Genomic DNA, 19,179 nt, shown 5'->3' on the forward strand with positions numbered 1-19,179 from the left:
GCGCTAATCGCGCCGATCACTCCGACGCGTCGCGCAGGTAGGCGATCAACGCGTCGATATCCTCGGGCTTGCGCACACCCCGGAACGACATTTTAGTGCCTTTCATGAAGCCCTTAGGGTCCGCCAGAAAGGCGCTCAACTCATCGTGAGACCAGACCAACCCCTCCGCTGCCGCGGCCTGCATGGCTTTGGAGTAGCGAAAGCCGTCAACCGCGCCCGCTGGGCCATCCACGATGCCGTTCAGCATCGGCCCGACACGGTTCTTGGCCTTGGCGCCGATCTGGTGGCAGGATTTGCATTTGCGAAATGCCTTCTCCCCGGCCTTGATCAGCGCGGGATCTGCGGCGGGGGCTTCGGCCACCTCGACCGGCGCGGGGGTCTCTTCGGGGGCAGGCTCCGCCGCGGCTTTGGCCTCTTCGGCCTTAGCCTCTTCGGCTGCGGCCTTGGCGGCGGTCTCCTCGGGCGTCACGTCCAGCACGGCTGCGCGCATGGTGATCTCGACCGAGGATTTGCAATCGCTCATGCAGGGCTCTTGCTTGAAGGACGCAAACTCAACCTCCGCCCGGTCATCGGGTTTAAAGGCCGCCTCATTCGGCAGGCGCAGCTTGGCGAAGTTCTCTGACGAGAGCACGAAATCCTCCTCCACCTCGTCATTGAGATAGAGCAGATAGGCGGTGATCGCATAGACCTCATCATCGCTCAGCGACTGTGCATCGCCGAAGGGCATCGCCCGGTTCACATAGTCGTAAACCGTTGAAAGATAAGGCCAATAGCTGCCGATCGTTTTGACGGGGCGCATGTCGGTCAGGCTGCCCTGCCCGCCCGCGAGGACCGGCCAACGGCCCGTGCCCTCGCCAAAGACACCGTGGCAGGAGGCGCATTTCGCGGTGTAAATCTCATCCCCGGTCATCACGTCGCCACGGCCCTCGGGCAGACCTGTGCCGTCAGGGCGCACGTCGATGTCCCACAGCGCCACTTCCTCGGGGGTGGCGGCGCGGCCGAGGCCTAGAGGCTCGGCGGCCAGCGGGCTTGCCAGCGCGGTGGTCAGGAGGGCAGCTTTAAGAAATCTCGACATTTTCGGCCTTTCCGTCCGCATCGACCGCCCAGGTCTGGATGCCGTTGTTGTGGTAGATCGAATTCTCGCCCCGGACCGCGCGCAGCGCGTGTTTGGTGGGCTGGACGTAGCCGGTGCTGTCATGCGCGCGGCTTTGCAGCAGCAGGGGTTTGCCGTCCCATTCGAAGTCAAAGTAAAAACGGTGCAACGCCTTGGGCGTGCTCGGCCCGTCCATCCGCGCCTGATGCCAGGTGATGCCGCCATCCAGCGTCACATCCACGCGCGGAATCGTACCGCGGCCCGACCACGCAAGGCCGGTCAGAACGGTCGGCCCCGGGCCATGGGTGATCGACGCCTGCGGGCTGGGACTGGTGATGACCGATTTCGCGTCCATCTCCCAAGTGAAGCGCCGCGCCACGCCATCGGCCATGAGGTCGGTATATTTGCTGGTTTCCTCGCGGTGGTGCCAAGGCTGGTCGCCGACCTCGAGCCGGCGCAGCCATTTGACCCACATGTTGCCCTCCCAGCCGGGCACGACGAGGCGCACCGGGTAGCCCTGTTCGGGGCGCAGCGCCTCACCGTTCATCTTGAAGGCCACGAGACAGTCGTCGAGCGCCTTTTCCATCGGGATCGACCGGCTCATCGCCGCGGCATCCGCGCCCTCGGCCAGAAGCCACTTGCCCTCGGGCTTCACGCCCGCCTCCTCCAGCACCAGCCGCAGCGGCACGCCGGTGTATTGGACGTTGTGGATCATGCCATGGGTAAACTGGCAGCCATTGAGCTGCGAGCCGCGCCACTCCATCCCGGAGTTGGCCGCGCATTCGAGGAAATAGACATGGTTCTCCCGCGGGAAACGGTGCAGGTCGTCCATCGTCAGCACCAGCGGTTTGTCGACCAGCCCGTTGATCATCAGCCGGTGCTTGGCCGGGTCGACCTTGGCGACGCCCGAATGGTGCCGCTCGAAACACAGCCCGTTGGGCGTGATCGTGCCGTCGAGGTCATGCAGCGGTGTGAAGTTGATCGAGCTCACCGGGTCGGCGGTCAGCCATTCCACGGTGCGGCGTTTTACGTCCGCCTCATGCGGCGAGGGCATGCCGTAGGGGGCGACGTCGACGCCGTCCCCCAACTCCTGCATCCATGGATGGATCGCAATGCCCGGATCGGTCTGCGCGGCACTGGCTTGACCCGCCAGCGTCCCCGCGGCCGCCGCCCCTGCCCCCGTCAGAAAGGCACGGCGCGATGGCCCCTTGTGGTTCTCTTCTGTCATGTCGTGGCCCTCACATATTCAAATTCATTTTATTGAATTTGTATCTATGTGAGAACCCCTATTCTCATTTTTCTTACTTTGGCAGAACGATTTTCACCGGGGTCCGGGCGCCTTCCCCCACGGTGTTCAGTTTCGAGATATGGCTTTCCACCACATCCCAGATCGGCGGGCCTTCGGTGCCCTCGTTGACCGAGGCCCAGCCAGCCACAACATAACTGCGCTGCGGATCAATCGGCTCGCCGGTGCTGAGCAAGGTCATGTCACTGATGCGCTCACCCTGCGGCTTGGCGATGTCCATCTTGAAGCCCATGCCACCGACGCGCACCATGTCCCCGCCCTGCTGGTAATAGGGATCGGGGTTGAACAGGTTGTCGCCCACGTCCTCCAGCACGACTTTCAGGAATTCGCCCGTCATTTCCGTGCGGTAGGCATTGGGATAGGTCATTGAGGTGACGTTAAAGATGTCCTCGCGGGTGATGTCCTGCCCCGGCAAGATCGACGGCCCCCAACGCACCCCGGGGCTGAGCGCGATCTCGGCGTCGCGCTCGCTCAGCAGCGCATCGCAAATGAGGTCATCCCACGTCCCGTTGAAATTGCCCCGGCGGTAGAGCAGCGCATCGCTCTGCCCCACCACATGGGTCAGATCCTCAAGGAAGGGCGCGCGCTGTGCGTCGATCAGCTTTGCCACCTCGGCATCGGGCGTGATGAGATCCGAGAAGATCGGGATGAGCTTGTGCCGCAGCCCCATCATCTTGCCGTCACGCACGTCCAGATCGACGCGGGAGACGAATTTCCCGTTCGAGCCAGAGGCGATGATATGGGTCTCGCCCACCAGAACCGGTTCGGGCAGCGCGTCATGGGTGTGGCCCGATAGGATCACGTCGATCCCCTTAACGATACCGGCCATTTTCTTGTCGACGTCAAAACCGTTGTGGCTGAGGCAGACCACCAATTCAGCCCCCTGTGCGCGGACCTCATTGACCATCTGCTGCATATGCTCGTCGCGGATGCCAAAGGAGTATTCGGGGAACATCCATCCGGGGTTGGCGATCGGCATATAGGGAAAAGCCTGACCGATGACGGCGATCTTCACGCCGCCGCGCTCGAAGAATTCGTAAGGCTTGAACAGCTCCGCCGGCTCGTCCCATTCGCGGTCGAAAATGTTCTGGCCGAGAGCGGCAAAGGGCAGCCCCTCGACGATCTCCTGCACCCGTTCGGAGCCCAAGGTGAACTCCCAGTGAAAGGTCATTGCGTCGGGCTTCAGCGCGTTCATCACGTTGACCATGTCCTGCCCCTCGGTCTTCAGGCAAGTCATCGAGCCGTGCCATGTATCGCCGCCATCCAAGAGCAGCGCGTCGGGCCGGTCGGCGCGGATGGCGTTCAGCACGGTGGCCACGCGGTCGAGCCCGCCGACCTTGCCGTAGGCCTGCGCTTGGGCCACGAAATCGTCGTAGGTCAGGGCATAATCCAGCGGCGTGCCGCCGCCGATGCCGTAGCGGACGCGAAAATCCTCGCCGGTGATATGGGGCACCTTGCCCCGGTTCTCGCCCACGCCGATGTTCACGGCGGGCTCGCGGAAATAGATCGGCTTCAGCTGGGCATGGATGTCGGTCACATGCATCAGGGTGACATTGCCGAACTTCTCGAACTCCAGCAGCGCGTCCTGATCAAAGCGGTCCTGCGCCGCCAGCCGCGCCCAGTTGCCGAAGCCCGAGCCGCCGTAGATGGAGGCCGCAGCCATGGACATTTGCAGAAAATCACGGCGAGACAGCATGTTACGCTCCAGCACTTGAAAACAGGGAAAGGCCCCGCCCCCATGCGGGGGGCGGGATCAGGTCAGGCGAAACGCCCGGAAGTTAAATCAGTTACGCACCGAGGGGGCTTCGACCGACAGGCCGTTGCCGCGGCTGGCGACGTAAAGCTCCAGCGCCACGAACTCGGGGCTGCCGGGGCTGAAGGTCTCGGCCCGCGTGTCGCGCACGCAGCCCTTGAAACGCGCATGGGCGCTGTTGAGCTTGGTGTTCTTCAGACGGTAGACCGGGAAGCCGTTGATCTGGCCCTGGCTCAGGTGGTCAGCCCGGATCATGTTGCCGTAGTTGTCCTCGTGGCAATTGGCGCAGCTCAGCTCGAGCTGGCCGTAGCGGGTGTAGTACATCTCCTTGCCCTGCTCCCATGTGCTCTGGGCCGGGCCGTCGATCGCCACGTTGACCGGCATGCCGCGCGACTGAACCGAGATCAGCGCCTCCATTGCCGTCATCTGGCTGCCAGTGTACTTGTAGGGCTCTGCGCCCATCTGGTTCTCGCGGCAGTCGTTGATCTGCTGCGCCAGCGTGCGCACCTCGCCCGCGTCCTCGTTCCACTTCGGATAGACCGCGCGGACCCCCTTCATAGAGGTCTCGACATCGTTGTGGCAGGAGGCGCAGGATTTGCCCTCGCTGCCCTCTGCCGTGTCCCAAGCCGCCTGCGCCTGATCGACAAAGATCATCCCGGAGTTGTCGAAGTCGTCCATTTGAAGCTGCTGCGTCTCATCCGAGCGGAAACGCCAGCCAGACATGATCTCGGGCAAGGCGCCGTCGAGATGCGCAGGCGCATCGGTCTTGGTCACCATCTCGATCTCGCCGTTGACGACAAGCTCGGCCTCCTCATCGGCGGCCCCCAGCGTGGGGGCGGCCACCAAAAGCGCCGCGACCGCGGTCATTGCCTTGAATTTCATGTCTTTCCTCCCTGTTCCATGCGCCGCTTGGCTGACCCGATGGGTCAGCCGACGGCGATGGATTTGACTTCTTCGTAGACCGAACCGTCGTCGTCGTACCACGTGAATTTGAACTCACCCGCTTCCGGAACGGTGGCGTCGAATTCGAAATAGGGGTTGGTCGACATCGCCGGTTCCATCTTCACATCGATCACGCTCTCGCCGTTGAACTCGGCGGTGAAGCGGTTGATGATCGAACGCGGGATGACGTTGCCGTCGCTGTCCTTGCGCTGGCCCGATTCCATCGGGTGGCTGATCAGCGTCTTGATCGTGATGACCTCGCCGGCCTCGGCCTTTTTCGGCACTTTGACGCGGGGTGTTACACCTTCTGCCATTTTCTAAACTCCTGGTTTGGGGCGCGCGGGCTTAGCCGCCGCAGCCACCGATTGTAACTTTGATCTCGGCGCTGGTGCGGGCGAATGTGCCGTCTTCCAGCTTGGCGATGGCGATGACGTCTTGGGTCTGCGCCAGCCGGATGCGGGTGGAGGCGCTGCGGCTGCCTGCCAGCGGGCCGAAGTTGAAGGTGCCCACGGGCGGCGTCGGGTTGCCCGCGGCCAGCACCATGATGACCGAAGCGCCCGGCGCCTCGACCGAGATTGGCACGGTGTTGCCGTTCTCGGCGATCTCGGGCGCGGTCAGGGTCACGCCGGTGTCGGCCATGTCGGCCCCGCCGGTGAATTCCGCGATCAGTTCGTCCACCGTGGCGGCCGAAGCCCCCACCGGCAGGATGGTCAGCGCCATGGCGCCAAGGCCGAGGCCCAGAGTTTCACGTCTTGAGAAGTTCATCTCTCATCTCCTTGTTCGTCTGCGGCGCGGGGCGCCGTCATTCCGTTCCACGAGGCTTAGGCTCGCGATCTCTTGCACCGGTCCACCGCCGCCGCCTGCTCTCGCAGGGCGGCGGGGCCGCGTTACTCTTCCTTAAGCGTCGCCAGAAAGGCCACGACATCTTCGATTTGCTGCGCGTCCAGCAGCGGCGGCAAAGGTTCGGTTCCCGCTTTGCCGGTGAACCCGTCGCCGGGGCGGATATAGCCGCTGGTCTTGTAATAGGAAGGCATCATCGAGCCTTCAAAGGTCATCTTGCTATTGGCCACGATGCCGCGTAACTCGGCCTCGTTCCAGCGGTCGCCAGCCCCGTCGAGCATCGGACCGATTTCGCCCTGAAAGGGAACCTCGCTAAGCGCGCTGATCTGGTGGCAGGCCACGCAGTTGCCCGCCTTCTTGCTGCCGACGATGGCCGCACCCTTGGCGGCATCGCCGGGTGTCCCGGTCAGGGATTGTTCAACCGAACCATAGTCATCATAGGTCACGTCGGCAGGTGCCACGGTTTCAGCGGCGGCCAGAACGGGCGCGCCCGACACAATTGCGGCGGCGATCCATCTCATCATCGAAAACTTCCTCCCAGTGCCGATCACGGTGATGTGTGATCCGGTTTACCTGACCCTAAGACAGGGATGCGGCGCGGCGCAACAACAAATTCAAACTTTTGAATAGCTTTACACGCGCAGGGCCGCTTTCCCCCGGTCAATCCGTGCTGCCATTGTTGCGCTCTTGGATCATCCGCGCGTGGTAGCGTTGGAAATCCTCATCGCCTTCGAATGCATAACGTTCCTCGTTCACCCAAGTGAGCATATCAAGCGTCGTGCCCTTGCCGAACGCGCCCGGCATCACCGCCACCGCCGCCTGCGGCGCGGTCGCGTCTTCGGCCACCTCATGGGGCAGGAACATCAGCGTCGGGGTGAAGAGAATCCCCCATTTCCGCGCCATCTGCTTTTCCGAAAGCGTCTCCCCATCGAAATCGGTCACTTCGATATCGCCATGCAGGTTCAGCTGCACGACAAAATAATTCTCTTCGATGTAATTGGCGATTTCGGGGGAGGGGAAAACCTCTACGTGCATCTTGGTGCAATAGATGCAGCCGCGTTGCTCGAACATCAGCATCAGACGTTTGTCCTCGCCCCTAGCCTCCTCCAGATCCTCGCGCAGGTCTTTGAAGGTGTCGCGCATCCAGGGTGTCTTGTGCAGCCCGTCGTCGCCCAGTTCCGCCGCGGCCAAAGGCCAGGCCAGCATCGCCGCCGCCACTGCGGCTCCTATCCTCGATCCGATCATCTTGGCGTCCTCCTCCTGATTGTTGCGTCTATCCTAGCGTCGTGAAGCTGGGGAACCAACGGATCATCGCATCCGCGATCAGTTGCACCCCGCCGGTCACGATCAGCACGGCAAAAAGGATCAGCATCACCCCCATCGCCTTTTCCACCTTTTGCACCAGCGCCATATGCCGCGCGGCCCAGTTAAGAAACGGTTTGGCGAAAAGCGCGGCCACCACGAAGAGCGCGGTCATCCCCGCGCCATAGGCGGCCAGCAACAGCCCGCCCCGGGCGATATCGCCCATGCCTGAGGCAATCATCAAGATCGCCGCCAGCGCGGGGCCGACACAGGGCGTCCAGCCAAAGCCGAAGGCCAGCCCCATGACATAGGCGCCCCAGACCGAGGTGGGCTTGCCGCCCCCCTCCAACCGCGCCTCGCGGTAGAGCAGCGGCACTTTGATCACGCCGAGGAAGTGCAGACCAAAGACCGTAAGGATCGCTGCCGCCACCCAGCTCAGCGGCTCAAGGTACTGGGTGAACACCTGCCCGATGGCCGTGGCACCCATGCCCAGCAGAACAAAGATCGTCGTGACCCCAAGCGCGAAGAGCAGCGAAGACAACACCAAGCGCCGCTGCGCCCCCGGCGCGATTGCACCATCGCCGCGCAATTCGGTCACGCTGAGCCCCGCCATATAGCTAAGGTAGAATGGCACCATCGGCAGAATGCAGGGCGTAAAGAAGCTGAGCAGCCCTGCGAAAAGCGCGCCTGCATAGGTGATGTCGAACATGTTACCCCCGCCCGCGCCGCGCTGGTCCGCCGCGCTTGAACAATTCACATATTCAAATTACGTTGAGTGTCGTCCAAACGTCAATCAGGCAAGCCGATGATCCGCACCCTGACCGCCTTGAGCCTTGCGGCCCTGACCGCCCTGCCCGCCCGGCCCGTCGAGGCGGTGGAACTGGTCATGGTCGAACAGCCCGGCTGCATCTATTGCCAGCGTTGGGACGAAGAGATCGCCCCCGCCTACCCCAAGACCGCCGAAGGGGCTTTCGCCCCGCTGCGCCGCGTCGATATCGCCGCCGTGGAAGAGAGCGTCACCCCGCAGCGCGCGGTGATCTTCACCCCGACCTTTTTGCTGGTCGAAGACGATGTCGAATTGGGCCGCCTCGAAGGCTACCCCGGTGCGGAGTTCTTCTGGCCCATGCTTGATACGCTCTTGCACGACAAGACCGATTTCGAGGATCCGACCGAATGACAAGCCTGCCCGTGATGACCCCGACATGTCCCAAGAGGACATGGACCGGATGCTGACCAATGCCGTGACCGCGTCGAATTTCCTCAAGGCGATCAGCCATGAGGGGCGGTTGATGATCCTGTGTCACCTCATCTCTGGCGAAAAATCGGTGAGCGAGTTGGAAGCGCTGTTGTCCACCCGGCAGGCGGCGGTGTCGCAGCAGCTGTCGCGGCTCAGACTCGAAGGTCTGGTCACGCCGCGCCGCGATGGCAAGACGATCTATTACCGGCTTGCCGATGACCGGCCCCGCAAGATGCTGGAACTGGTCTACGAATTGTTCTGCAAGGATGATTGAGCTTTGGGGCCAGCCGCTGACCGCCGCCCTTCTGGGCGGACTGGGCGGCGTGTTGCTGGGCCTCGCGGCACGATTGGGGCGGTTTTGCACGCTGGGCGCGATCGAAGACCTGCTCTATGGCGGATCGGGCGACCGAATGCGGATGTGGGGCTGGCCATCGGCGTGGCGATGCTGGGCAGTTTCACCCTTGCCAGCTTGGGGCTGATCAACCTCGACCGCGCCTTTCACCTGACGATCGCCTTCTCTTGGGTGCCCGCGGTCTTTGGCGGGCTGATCTTCGGCTATGGCATGGCGCTGGCGGGCACCTGCGGCTTTGGCGCTTTGGCGCGGTTGGGCGGGGGTGACCTGCGCGCCTTCGTGATTGTCTTGGTCATGGGGCTTGCGGCCTTTACCGTGCTCTCCGGCCCGCTTGCCCCGGCGCGCGCCCTGCTCTTCCCGCGCCAGATGAACGCCGGGCCGCCGGATGGGATCGCCCATGCGGTGGCCGCGCTTACCGGCGGATCGGTGGCGCTGATCGGCATTCTGCTGGGCCTCGCGGTCTGCCTGCTGATGCTCGGCGCCCGCAGCTTTCGCCGCGATCTGCGCAAAGTGGTCTGGGGCGCCGTGGCCGGGCTGGCGATCACCTCGGGCTGGGCGGGCACGGCGTGGCTGGCGCAGACCGGTTTTGGCGCGCAAACGCTGATGTCGCATAGCTATGCCGCCCCCGTGGGAGAGACGCTGCTCTATGCGATGCAGGGCTCGGTCCGCCCGCTGAGTTTTGGCATCGGCTCGGTCGCGGGGGTCTGGGTCGGGGCCTTTCTGGGTTCGCTCTGGCAAGGGCATTTCCGCTGGGAAGCCTGCGAAGACCCGCGCGAACTCCGCCGCCAGATATTCGGCGCAGGGCTGATGGGGGTTGGTGCGGTGATCGCCATGGGCTGCACCATCGGGCAAGGCATCTCGGCCATCTCGGTGCTGGCCTTCAGCGGGCCGGTGACCCTCGCCGCGATCTTTGCGGGCGCGGCTTTGGGCCTGCGCCAACTCATCGTAGGATTTCGCCGCAGCACAGTCTGACGCGTCATAAAACCGTGACAGTCATGGTGCAAATGGAGGCCAGCCAAGTCACCTAAGGAAGCATGATGACCCGCCGCGAGATTCTCAACGACCCCGCCATCGGCAACAAGGCCGAAGCCTTTGAGGCCTTCGACGACATCCCCACCAACGCGAACCTGTCGCGTACCATCGGCGATGTGATCAACGCCCGCTATGGCCGCCGCGACATCCTGCGCGGGATGCTTGGGGTGTCGGCCACCACCGCCCTTTTCGGCAGTGCCGCCGCCATCGCCCCGTCCAAGGCCCGCGCCGCCGAAAGCCGCTATGTCTTTGACGAGCTGGCATGGGGCAATGACGAAACCCACCACGTCGCCCCCGGCTATGACGCGCAGATCCTGCTGCGGTGGGGCGATCCGATCACCGCCGATGCGCCGGAATTCGACGTGATGAACCAGACCGCCGCCGCGCAGTCGAAACAGTTCGGCTATAACAACGACTACGTGGGTTTCGTGCCCCTGAACGACGACGGCAGCCGCGGGCTGCTCTGCGTGAACCACGAATACACCAACGAAGAGGTCATGTTCCCCGGTCTCGGCCGTCAGGACAAGGTGAACTTCAAAGGCATGACGCCTGAGTTGATCGACATCGAAATGGCAGCCCACGGCGGCTCGGTCGTCGAGATCGCCCGCGATGCGGCAGGCAAATGGCAAGTGGTCCGCGACGGCAAGATGAACCGCCGCATCACCCCGCTCGACACCGCGATGACGCTGAGCGGCCCCGCCGCCGGTCACGCGCGGCTGCAAACCAACGACGACCCCAGCGGCACCAAGGTCATCGGCACGCTCAACAACTGCGCGGGCGGGCTGACCCCTTGGGGCACATGGCTGATGGCCGAAGAGAACTTCCACGGCTATTTCTGGACCGACAAACTGGATGCCGATGGGAAACCCGACATCACCGGTGCCGCGGAAGAGAAATCTTGGGACCGCTACGGCGTGCCGGGCATGTGGTACGCTTGGGGTCAGAAACACGACCGTTTCAACGTGGACGCCGAGCCGAACATGCCCAACAAGTTCGGCTGGGTGGTCGAGGTTGACCCGATGGACCCGACCTCAGCCCCCGTCAAACGCACCGCTCTGGGCCGTTTCCGCCATGAGGGCGCCGAGACCACGGTCAGCAAAGATGGCAAGCTCGTGGTCTATATGGGCGACGACAACCGCTTTGATTATCAATACAAATACGTCTCTGCGGGGACGGTTTCCGATGATCCGGCGGCCAATGGCACTCTGCTGGACGATGGCACGCTCTACGTCGCGCGGTTTGAGGAGGACGGCACGATCAACTGGCTGCCGCTGGTGCATGGAACCGGGCCGCTGACCGCCGAGAATGGGTTCAACGACCAAGGCGACGTGATGATCGACACCCGTCTGGCCGCCGACCTGCTGGGCGCCACCCCGATGGACCGCCCCGAAGACGCGCAGCCGCGCGGCGATGGCACGGCCTATATCCTGCTGACCAACAACACCAAGCGCAAGCAGGGTGACACCAACGCCGCCAACCCGCGCCCGGAAAGCAGCTTTGGCCATATCATCGAGATCAAGGAAGCAAATGCCGACCACGCCGCCACCAGCGGCACTTGGTCGATCCTCGTGCAATGTGGTGACCCAAAGGTGGCCGAAGTCGGTGCCCAGTGGAACCCCGAGACATCGGAGCACGGCTGGTTCGGCAGCCCCGACAATGCCGCGATGGACGCCGACGGGCGGCTCTGGATCAGCACCGATCAGGGCAGCAGCTGGGGCAAGACCGGCAAATCCGACGGGCTCTACGCGCTAGAGACCGAAGGCGAGGCGCGCGGCACCTCGAAGCTCTTCTTCCGCTGCCCCGTGGGCGGTGAGATGTGCGGCCCTTACTTCACCGAGGATGGCGAAACGCTCTTTGTCGCGGTGCAGCACCCGGGCACGGATGGCACCAAGGACATCCCCGGTTTCGAGCGGGAAAGCACCTTTGAGGACCCGGCCACCCGCTGGCCCGACTTCGACCCTAAGATGCCCCCGCGCCCTGCGGTGGTCGTCATTACCAAGCAAGGCGGCGGCAAGATCGCCGTCTGATCAGAATTCTATAAAAGTCATTTCAGCATGTAAGATGTGGTGCAGCTTCCCCGGCTGCACCACTTTTTATTAGGCCGTTTTTATTGGCCGTGTCTCTGGCCAGTCGTTAAATCAGTCCGACAGGCAGTCAGACATGCTCTGCGCCATGCCGCGCAGCAGATCGGGGTAGAAAGAAACGCCCAGCTCCAGATCCGCGCCGATCGGGTCAAGCGTGCCGGTCCCGGTTTCCTGCCCTTCGGTCACGGCGGCGATCAGGCCGGGGTTGAACTGCGGCTCGGCAAAGACGCATTTCGCGCCGCTCTCGGCCACTAGGTCGCGCAGCTCTGCCACACGCGCAGCCCCCGCGGCGCGGGCGTCATTTTCGCTAATGGCACCACGGGCTTCGATGTCGAAACGCGCTTCGAAATAGTGGTAGGCGTCATGGAAGACGATGAAGGGGCGGTCTTTGACTGGGGCGAGAGTCTCGGCGATGTCTTCCTCCAAGACCGCAAGCTCGGCCTGAGCGGCCTCGGCATTCTCACGGTATTGCGCGGCGTTCTCGGGGTCTAGCTCCGCCAGCGCCTCGGCGATCTGGCCCAGCCAAAGCTGCCCATTGCGGGGGTCGAGCCAGACGTGGGGATCGTCGCCGTCATGGGCGTGATCGTGGCCTTCGTGGCCGTGGTCGTCGTGACCGTGATCGTCGTGGCCGTGGTCGTCATGGCCGTGGTCGTCGTGATCGTGGTCGTCATGGCCGTGGTCGTCGTGATCCTTCTCGCCATGTCCGTGATCGTCATGATCCCCGTGGTCGTGCCCCTCGTGGTCATGCGCCTCGTGGTCGTGGTCGCCGTGGTCATGCTCTTCGTCATGCTCCTCGTGACCATGCTCTTCGTGGTCATGCCCCTCGTGGTCATGATCGTGATCATCATGCCCAAGCGCGTCGTGGTCATGCCCTTCCTCGGCGTGATCATGGCCCTCATGACCCTCATGCCCCTCGTCACCGTGGCTATGCGGCTCAAAGGTCGCCCCTTCGCGGAAGGCCAGAACCCGCGTGCCGGGCTGCGCCATCAAGGCCAGATGGCTCGCACTGCCCGCCAGCGATTGCAGCGGATCGGCCAGCCATGGGGTCAGCGACGGGCCGACCCAAACGACCAGATCGGCCCCGCTCAGCGCGCGCGCCTCGGAGGGGCGCATGGCATAGCCATGGGGCGAGCTGCGCGGCGGCACGATGAGGTCGGGCGTGCCGACCCCTTCCATCACCAGCGACACCAGCCCATGCACCGGGGCGATATCTGTCGCAACGGCGGGGACATCCGCCCAAAGCGGCGACGCGGCAGCGGCGAGAACGGCGGCGGGGAGCGTAAAACGATACATGGCAGACCTTCAAAATGTTATAGTATCACCTTGCTAACACCGCTGTTATAACATATCAATACCGAAACGAATTGAGGTTCCCCATGCGCCCCATAGGATTCAGTGATCATGACCACGCCGCCTGCGTGCGGAGCACCATGCAGGTGGCCGAAGCGCAATGCGCCGAACGCGGGCTGCGGCTGACCCCGGTGCGCCGCCGCGCGCTGGAGATCCTGCTGTCGGAACACCGCGCCTTGGGCGCCTATGACCTGCTCGCCCGCCTGTCGGCCGAGGGACTGGGCGCGCAGCCCCCCGTGGCCTATCGCGCCTTGGATTTTCTGGTGAAAGCCGGGCTTGCCCATAAGATCGAAGCGCTCAACGCCTATGTCGGCTGCGTGCACCCGGGCGAGGATCACGCACCCGCCTTTCTGATTTGTCGCAGCTGCCGCTCGGTGGCGGAGGCCGATACCACCCCGAACAAAAGCCGCCTTGGCGATGCCGCCCGCGCCGCTGGCTTCCGGATCGAGCGCAGCGTGGTCGAGGCCGAGGGCCTCTGCCCCGCCTGTCAGGAGCCCGGTGCATGAGCCTGATCAATACGCGCGGCCTGACCCTGCGCCACGACGGTCAGATCGCCCTGCGCGACGTGAACTTCAATATCGACGCGGGTGAGATCGTCACCATCGTCGGCCCCAACGGGTCGGGCAAATCCAGCCTGCTGCGCGCGCTGATCGGCGCGCTGAAACCGGCGGCGGGCAAGATCACCCGCAAACCGGGGCTGCGCATCGGCTATGTGCCGCAAAAGCTGCAAATCGACGCGACCCTGCCGCTTACCGTGCGCCGTTTCATCAACCTGCCCCGCCGCCAAAAGCCTGAAGCGATCCGCGACGCGCTGGCCACCGCTGGCGTGCCGGAACTGGCAGAGCGGCAGATGGTCGACCTCTCGGGCGGGCAATTCCAACGCGTGCTGCTGGCCCGCGCCCTGCTGGAAAGGCCCGATCTGCTGATCCTCGACGAGGCGACGCAGGGGCTGGATCAGCCCGGCTCCGCCGCCTTCTACCGCCAGATCGAAGCCGTGCGCCAAGACCTCGGCTGCGCCGTGCTGATGGTCAGCCACGATCTGCATGTCGTCATGGCGGCGAGCGACCGAGTGCTCTGCCTCAATGGCCATGTCTGCTGCGAAGGCACGCCCGAGACCGTCTCCGAAGCGCCCGAATACCGCGCCCTCTTTGGCAGCGGCACCCAAGGGGCGCTGGCGCTCTACCGGCACGATCACGACCATCACCACCACCATCACGGCGCCGCCTGTGACGGCCACCACCAAGAGACCGAGAATGCTTGACGATTTCATTCTGCGCGCCGCCCTCGCTGGATTGGGCGTGGCGCTGGCCGCTGCCCCTTTAGGCTGTTTCGTGATCTGGCGGCGCATGGCCTATTTCGGCGATGCCACCAGCCATGCTGCCCTCTTGGGCGTGGCGCTGGCGTTGGCGACCGATCTGCCGATCACTGCGGGCGTGCTTTTGGTGGCGCTCGTCATGGCGCTGGTGATCAGCACGCTGTCGGGCCGCAATGTCAGCGCCGACGCGCTTTTGGGCGTGATGGCCCATTCCGCACTGGCCCTTGGCCTCGTGGCCGTGTCCCTGTTGCCGGGGCAGCGGGTCGATCTGTCGTCCTACCTCTTTGGTGAGATCCTCGCCGTAACGCGCTTTGACCTCGGCGTGATCTGGGGCGGCGCCGTGGCGGTGGCGCTCCTGCTGGCCTGGCGCTGGTCGGTGCTGCTGGCGGCGACGCTGAACCCCGATCTGGCGCAGGCCGCAGGCGGCAATCCGCGGCGCGAGCAATTGATCCTGACGCTGGCGCTGGCAATCATGGTGGCCGTAGCGATCAAAGTGGTTGGCGCGCTGCTGATCGCGGCGATGCTGATCATCCCCGCCGCCAGTGCCCGCCCCTTTGCCCGTACACCGGAAACCATGGCTTTTTGGGCCATGGGTCTGGGCGCGGTGGCGGCCCTCGGGGGCTGCTGGCCTCGCTGGAGTTCGACACGCCCACGGGGCCCAGCATCGTCAGCATCGCGGCGGGTCTCTTTGCGCTTTCCTCGGCCTTTTCGGCGGCCCTTCCGGCGCTGCGCCGCCGGGGGTAACCCCGACGGCGGTTTGGCTTAGCGCGCAATCACCGCGTCGGCTTCGATCTCAAGCTTGGCTTCATCCTCGACCAGACCGGCGACGACCACCATCGCCATTGCCGGGAAATGCTTGCCCATTACCTCGCGGTAGGCGCGGCCCACGTCCTTTTGCGCGGCGAGATATTCTTTCTTATCCGTGACATACCACGTCAGCCGGGTGATATCCTCGGGCGTGCCGCCGGCGGCTTCGACCACGTCGCGGATGTTTTGCAGCGCCTGTTTCATCTGGCCGATGAAATCGTGGCATTCGAACTTCTGCTCGGCGGTCCAGCCGATCTGACCGCCGACGAACAGATGACCATCCGCGCTCAGCACGCCGTTTGCATAGCCTTTCGCGGGGGCCCAGCCTTCGGGCTGAATGATTTGATGCGACATGTCGTGTTCCTTTTTGTTAACAGTCACACGCCGAGGAATTGGTCGGCGATTTGAGTATCGAGCGCGGGCATCGGACCGGACCAGACCGAGCGGCCCCGTTCGAGGATGACGGCGTGATCGGCCACGCGCCGCAGCTCGGCGAGGGATTTGTCCACCACCAGAAGCGCCAGACCGCTGTCGCGCTTCAACTCGGCCACGGCGGCCCAGATTTCTTGACGCACCACCGGGGCCAACCCCTCGGTCGCCTCATCCAACAGCAGGAGTTGCGGGTTGGTCATCAGCGCGCGGCCAATCGCCAGCATCTGCTGCTCCCCGCCCGAGAGTGAGCCTGCCGCCTGATCCCGCCGCTCGCCCAAGCGGGGGAAAAGCTTGACCACCCGCGCCTCATCCCACGGGCCGGGGCGCGCGGCGGCGATGAGGTTTTCATGCACCGTCAGCGTCGCGAAACAGCGCCGCCCCTCGGGCACCAGCCCCACGCCAGCCTGTGCAGCGCGAAACGACGGCAATCCCGCGATGTCGCGCCCATTCAGACGCAGGCTGCCCCCGTCGTGTTTCAGCATCCGGCAGATCACCTTGATGGTGGAGGATTTGCCCATCCCGTTGCGCCCCATCAGCGCACAGACCTCGCCCGCCTCCAGCGCCAGATCGACGCCGAAAAGCGCCTGCGTCGGCCCGTAGGAGGCGGTGATGTCCTTCAGTTCCAGCAGGCTCATGCCGCGTCCTCCTCGCCCAGATAGGCCACGCGGACCTGTGGATCGGCCTTGATCTCGGCCGCCGTGCCGCTGGCGATAATGCGCCCGTAAACCAGCACCGAGATGCGGTCGGCGAGTGCAAAGACCGCGTCCATGTCATGCTCCACCAACAGGATCGGCGCCTCGGCCCGGAGACCATCGAGAAAGCCGGTCATCTCGCGCGAGCCGCTGGCACCCAGCCCCGCCATCGGTTCGTCCATCAGGAAGACCTTGGGCCGCAGCGTCAGCGCCACCGCGACCTCAAGCTGCCGGCGTTGGCCGTGCGACAAGTCCGAGGTGCGCTTGGCCGCGTGATCGGCCAGCCCCACCAGTTCCAGCGCGCGCATCGCCTCGGCCCGCAACTCCGCCTGCCGCATCACCGGGGCGAAGAAACGCATCACCCGGCCCGACTGGCCAAGCGCGCCCAGCACCGCGTTTTGCAGCACCGTGTATTCCATCGCCAACGAGGAGATCTGGAAGGTCCGCCCCAGCCCGGCCCGCGCACGCTGGACCGTGCTGAGCGGCGTCACGTCCTGCCCCGCAAAATGCACCGAGCCACTGTCCGAGCGCAGCCCGCCCGCAATCTGCTTGATCAGCGTCGACTTGCCCGCCCCGTTGGGGCCGATGAGCGCATGGATCTCGCCCGGGCGCAGAGTGATTGAGACATCATCCGTGGCCTTCAAGGCGCCGAAGCTCTTGTGCAGGTTGCGCACGTCCAAAAGCACATCAGTCGTCTGTTCAGTCATGGGCCACCTCCCGTCCGGCGATGAGGCCGATCATGCCGCCCCGCGCAAAGAGCACCACCATCAGCAGCAGGAAGCCGAGGTAGATGTGCCAGAACTCCGACAATCCACCCAGCACATGCTCCAGCAAGATGAACAGCGCCGCCCCGGCAACCGGGCCAAAAAGCCGCCCCACCCCGCCGAGGATCACGAAGACCATGATCTCGCCAGAGGTGTGCCACGAGAACATCGTGGGGCTGACGAAACGGTTGAGATCGGCGAAAAGCGCGCCCGCAAGCCCGGTGACCGCGCCCGAGATGACAAAGGCCACCAGACGCAGCCGGAAAGGTGCGAGGCCCACGGCCTCGACCCGCTCGGCGTTCTGGCGGGCTGCCGAGAGCGCCAAGCCAAAGGGCGCGCGCGCCAGACGGCCCGCCATGAGCAGCACCAGCGCCAACACGGCAAAGGCGATGGCGAAGAAAGTCAGCGGGTCCAGCGTGTTCAGCCCCGGAAAGCCGTTGCGCACGTAGATCGACAGCCCGTCCTCGCCGCCATAGGCCGGCCAGGAGATCGAGAAGTAGAAAAGCATCTGCCCGAAGGCCAGCGTGACCATGATGAAATAGACGCCCGAGGTGCGCAAAGACAGCGCCCCGATCAGCAGCGCCGCCAGCGCGGAGACCACGATCGCCACCAGCCAGATGATGGGCATGGACTTGGTGCCTTCGATCAGGAAGGGGCTCTCCATGATCGGCGTATAGCTCTGGGCATGGGCGGCAAGGATGCCCATGGCGTAGCCGCCGAGACCGAAGAACGCCGCGTGACCGAAGCTCACCAGCCCGCCCAGTCCGAGCGCGATGTTCAGCCCCACGCCAGCCAGCGCGAGGATCGCGGCCTTGGTGGCCAGCGTGATGATGAAAGGCTCGTCCAGCGCGAAGGCCGCCAGCGCCGTGACCGGCAGGAGCAGGAAGAGAAAGACGTTTACAAGTGTTTCGCGCATCATGGCTTAGGCCTCCCCAAACAGGCCGGTGGGTTTGAAAAGCAAAACCCCCGCCATGAGAATGTAGATTGACATGGAAGCGAGCGAGGAGCCGACGGAGGTGGCCGCCGAAGCCTCCATGAAATTGGCAAAGAACAGCGGCAGCAGGACCGAACCCAGCGTGTCCGTCAGCCCCACCAGCAGCGCGCCGATAAGTGCGCCCTTGATTGAGCCGATGCCGCCGATGACGATCACCACGAAGGCAAGGATCAGCACCGGCTCGCCCATGCCCACCTGCACCGACTGGATCGCGCCCACCAACGCCCCGGCGAGTCCCGCAAGGGCGGCCCCGAGCGCGAAGACCAGCGTGTAGAGCTTGGCGATATCGACACCGAGCGCCGCGATCATCTCGCGGTCGGCCTCGCCCGCGCGGATCTGGATGCCGATGCGCGTGCGGGCGATCAGCAAAAAGAGACCGGCGGCGATGGCAAGGCCCACGCCGATGATGACGAGGCGATAAAGCGGATACTGGATGCCGCCCGGCAGCGTCACCGGCCCCGCCAGCGCGGCGGGAATGTCGAGAAACAGCGGGAAGGAGCCAAAGAAGAACCGCGTACCCTCGGAAAAGATCAGGATCATCGCGAAGGTCGCCAGAACCTGATCGAGGTGGTCACGGTCGTAGAGGCGGCGGATCACCGTCATCTCGATCAGGCAGCCCGCCAAGGCGGCAGCGGCAAGTGCGGCCACTAGCGCCAGAAGGAAAGACCCGGTGGCCGCCGCCACCGCCGCGGCGGCAAAGGCGCCGACCATGTAGAGCGAGCCATGGGCGAGGTTGATCAACCCCATGACCCCGAAGATGAGCGTGAGCCCGGCGGCCATGAGAAACAACATGACCCCGGATTGGACCCCGTTCAGCACCTGTTCGACGAGCAGGATGAATGACATTTGGCAAAGCCTCCCGGCGCGCCGGACGAAGCCCGGCG

General features: G+C 64.3%; 20 protein-coding genes and 2 pseudogenes. 7 read left to right on the top strand and 15 right to left on the bottom strand.

Features of this window, described 5'->3' with window-relative positions; translation table 11 throughout:
- Positions 1–16 precede the first annotated feature (16 nt).
- The 9 genes from CUR85_RS00415 to CUR85_RS00455 all read right to left on the bottom strand — a co-directional run bounded on the left by CUR85_RS00415 (position 17) and on the right by CUR85_RS00455 (position 7,945).
- Positions 17–1,075, bottom strand: coding sequence for a c-type cytochrome (locus CUR85_RS00415; RefSeq protein WP_067267537.1), 1,059 nt, complete (start codon positions 1,073–1,075; stop codon positions 17–19).
- Positions 1,059–2,321, bottom strand: a complete 1,263-nt coding sequence (gene soxC, locus CUR85_RS00420; RefSeq protein WP_136720383.1) for a sulfite dehydrogenase — start codon at positions 2,319–2,321, stop codon at positions 1,059–1,061. The genes CUR85_RS00415 and soxC overlap by 17 nt, the downstream gene beginning before the upstream one ends.
- Before the next feature lie 73 nt (positions 2,322–2,394).
- Positions 2,395–4,095 (bottom strand): thiosulfohydrolase SoxB, encoded by a 1,701-nt coding sequence (soxB, locus tag CUR85_RS00425; RefSeq protein ID WP_067267536.1) that lies wholly within the window; start codon positions 4,093–4,095, stop codon positions 2,395–2,397.
- 87 nt (positions 4,096–4,182) lie between these two features.
- Positions 4,183–5,034, bottom strand: a complete 852-nt coding sequence (soxA, locus tag CUR85_RS00430) for a sulfur oxidation c-type cytochrome SoxA (protein WP_067267534.1) — start codon at positions 5,032–5,034, stop codon at positions 4,183–4,185.
- A gap of 44 nt (positions 5,035–5,078) precedes the next feature.
- Positions 5,079–5,408 carry a thiosulfate oxidation carrier complex protein SoxZ gene (soxZ, locus tag CUR85_RS00435; protein WP_067267533.1) on the bottom strand — a complete coding sequence of 110 codons (330 nt, stop codon included), beginning with the start codon at positions 5,406–5,408 and terminating at the stop codon, positions 5,079–5,081.
- Between the two features lie 31 nt (positions 5,409–5,439).
- Positions 5,440–5,859 (bottom strand): thiosulfate oxidation carrier protein SoxY, encoded by a 420-nt coding sequence (soxY, locus tag CUR85_RS00440; RefSeq protein ID WP_067267531.1) that lies wholly within the window; start codon positions 5,857–5,859, stop codon positions 5,440–5,442.
- Between the two features lie 122 nt (positions 5,860–5,981).
- Complete coding sequence (soxX, locus tag CUR85_RS00445; RefSeq protein WP_197471006.1) at positions 5,982–6,458, bottom strand: sulfur oxidation c-type cytochrome SoxX; 477 nt, start codon at positions 6,456–6,458, stop codon at positions 5,982–5,984.
- 136 nt (positions 6,459–6,594) lie between these two features.
- On the bottom strand, positions 6,595–7,179 hold the full coding sequence (locus tag CUR85_RS00450; RefSeq protein ID WP_067267529.1) for a thioredoxin family protein: 585 nt from the start codon (positions 7,177–7,179) through the stop codon (positions 6,595–6,597).
- A 28-nt stretch (positions 7,180–7,207) separates the two neighbouring features.
- On the bottom strand, positions 7,208–7,945 hold the full coding sequence (locus tag CUR85_RS00455; protein ID WP_067267528.1) for a cytochrome c biogenesis CcdA family protein: 738 nt from the start codon (positions 7,943–7,945) through the stop codon (positions 7,208–7,210).
- 96 nt (positions 7,946–8,041) lie between these two features.
- Between CUR85_RS00455 and CUR85_RS00460 the strand changes: the two genes are divergently transcribed.
- The 4 genes and pseudogenes from CUR85_RS00460 to CUR85_RS00475 all read left to right on the top strand — a co-directional run bounded on the left by CUR85_RS00460 (position 8,042) and on the right by CUR85_RS00475 (position 11,884).
- A complete protein-coding gene (locus CUR85_RS00460) occupies positions 8,042–8,413 on the top strand; it encodes a thioredoxin domain-containing protein (RefSeq protein ID WP_067267526.1) in 372 nt (123 codons plus the stop codon).
- A 25-nt stretch (positions 8,414–8,438) separates the two neighbouring features.
- Positions 8,439–8,747 carry an ArsR/SmtB family transcription factor gene (locus tag CUR85_RS00465; protein ID WP_280321001.1) on the top strand — a complete coding sequence of 103 codons (309 nt, stop codon included), beginning with the start codon at positions 8,439–8,441 and terminating at the stop codon, positions 8,745–8,747.
- A pseudogene (locus CUR85_RS00470) lies at positions 8,740–9,797 on the top strand (YeeE/YedE family protein). Before CUR85_RS00465 ends, CUR85_RS00470 begins: the two are co-directional and overlap by 8 nt.
- 65 nt (positions 9,798–9,862) lie before the next feature.
- Complete coding sequence (locus tag CUR85_RS00475; protein WP_067267522.1) at positions 9,863–11,884, top strand: PhoX family protein; 2,022 nt, start codon at positions 9,863–9,865, stop codon at positions 11,882–11,884.
- Between the two features lie 111 nt (positions 11,885–11,995).
- Here CUR85_RS00475 and CUR85_RS00480 read toward each other — a convergent pair whose 3' ends face one another.
- Positions 11,996–13,234 carry a zinc ABC transporter substrate-binding protein gene (locus tag CUR85_RS00480; protein WP_067267521.1) on the bottom strand — a complete coding sequence of 413 codons (1,239 nt, stop codon included), beginning with the start codon at positions 13,232–13,234 and terminating at the stop codon, positions 11,996–11,998.
- Positions 13,235–13,317: 83 nt separating this feature from the next.
- Between CUR85_RS00480 and CUR85_RS00485 the strand changes: the two genes are divergently transcribed.
- The 3 genes and pseudogenes from CUR85_RS00485 to CUR85_RS00495 all read left to right on the top strand — a co-directional run bounded on the left by CUR85_RS00485 (position 13,318) and on the right by CUR85_RS00495 (position 15,350).
- Positions 13,318–13,797, top strand: a complete 480-nt coding sequence (locus CUR85_RS00485) for a Fur family transcriptional regulator (protein ID WP_067267520.1) — start codon at positions 13,318–13,320, stop codon at positions 13,795–13,797.
- Entirely contained in the window at positions 13,794–14,552 is a 759-nt protein-coding gene (locus CUR85_RS00490; RefSeq protein WP_067267519.1) for a metal ABC transporter ATP-binding protein, read from the top strand. Before CUR85_RS00485 ends, CUR85_RS00490 begins: the two co-directional genes overlap by 4 nt.
- A pseudogene (locus CUR85_RS00495) lies at positions 14,545–15,350 on the top strand (metal ABC transporter permease). The gene CUR85_RS00490 and the pseudogene CUR85_RS00495 overlap by 8 nt, the downstream one beginning before the upstream one ends.
- Positions 15,351–15,368: 18 nt before the next feature.
- Here the strand turns inward: CUR85_RS00495 and CUR85_RS00500 are convergent.
- The 5 genes from CUR85_RS00500 to CUR85_RS00520 are packed head-to-tail and all read right to left on the bottom strand — an operon-like array spanning position 15,369 to position 19,141.
- Positions 15,369–15,767 (bottom strand): RidA family protein, encoded by a 399-nt coding sequence (locus tag CUR85_RS00500; protein WP_067267516.1) that lies wholly within the window; start codon positions 15,765–15,767, stop codon positions 15,369–15,371.
- Between the two features lie 23 nt (positions 15,768–15,790).
- Positions 15,791–16,480 (bottom strand): ABC transporter ATP-binding protein, encoded by a 690-nt coding sequence (locus CUR85_RS00505; RefSeq protein WP_067267515.1) that lies wholly within the window; start codon positions 16,478–16,480, stop codon positions 15,791–15,793.
- On the bottom strand, positions 16,477–17,244 hold the full coding sequence (locus tag CUR85_RS00510; RefSeq protein WP_067267512.1) for an ABC transporter ATP-binding protein: 768 nt from the start codon (positions 17,242–17,244) through the stop codon (positions 16,477–16,479). Before CUR85_RS00510 ends, CUR85_RS00505 begins: the two co-directional genes overlap by 4 nt.
- A complete protein-coding gene (locus CUR85_RS00515; RefSeq protein WP_067267510.1) occupies positions 17,237–18,220 on the bottom strand; it encodes a branched-chain amino acid ABC transporter permease in 984 nt (327 codons plus the stop codon). The genes CUR85_RS00510 and CUR85_RS00515 overlap by 8 nt, the downstream gene beginning before the upstream one ends.
- A 3-nt stretch (positions 18,221–18,223) precedes the next feature.
- Entirely contained in the window at positions 18,224–19,141 is a 918-nt protein-coding gene (locus tag CUR85_RS00520; RefSeq protein WP_136720382.1) for a branched-chain amino acid ABC transporter permease, read from the bottom strand.
- Positions 19,142–19,179 lie beyond the last annotated feature (38 nt).

Origin of the sequence: Sulfitobacter faviae (assembly GCF_029870955.1) — a bacterium.
GTDB lineage: Bacteria > Pseudomonadota > Alphaproteobacteria > Rhodobacterales > Rhodobacteraceae > Sulfitobacter > Sulfitobacter faviae.